Below are 503 nucleotides of genomic sequence, written 5' to 3' on the forward strand. Positions count from 1 at the left end.
TTTCTTCACCCCAGTGACATCCACCACCACTCGACGATCTGGCTGCAAGCAGGCCTTCAATGCCGCGGTGGCTCGGCTACCCACACAGTTCGTGGTCACCGGTTCGCGCTCACCCGCACTGGCCACGCTCATCGGGGCATGCACGCCTTTGTCTGCCAGATAACCTTTCACGGTCTCAGCCCGGCGTTGGCCCAAGGCTTGGTTGTATGTGTCACTGCCCAAACGGTCTGTGTGACCGGTGATGTGGATGCCGTCCACGCGGACGTAGTGGCTGTAGTGTTTGGGCCAATGCGTCCAGTGTCGCAAGCCTTGCGGCAGTATGTCTTGGGCGGCCGATTGGTTGAATTGGAACAGGGCATCAGCGGCCAAATTGATGCGATCGGTTTGCGCCGCAACGGGTGCAGCTTGTTCTGGCGGGCACCATTTGTGGTCAACATCACGTGCCTGGGTGAGGCTGCTTAGGCCGAGCAATAGGCTCAGGCTCAATACGCGGTAATGGATGA

General features: G+C 59.2%; 1 protein-coding gene. It reads right to left on the bottom strand.

Annotation, left to right across the window (positions count from 1 at the left end; genetic code table 11):
• Positions 1-503, bottom strand: a 503-nt coding sequence (locus A2F46_RS11865; RefSeq protein ID WP_369796348.1) for an OmpA family protein, incomplete at both ends; no start/stop codon positions are given.

Origin of the sequence: Snodgrassella sp. CFCC 13594 (genome assembly GCF_001590725.1) — a bacterium.
In the GTDB taxonomy this organism is placed as follows: Bacteria; Pseudomonadota; Gammaproteobacteria; order Burkholderiales; family Neisseriaceae; genus Snodgrassella.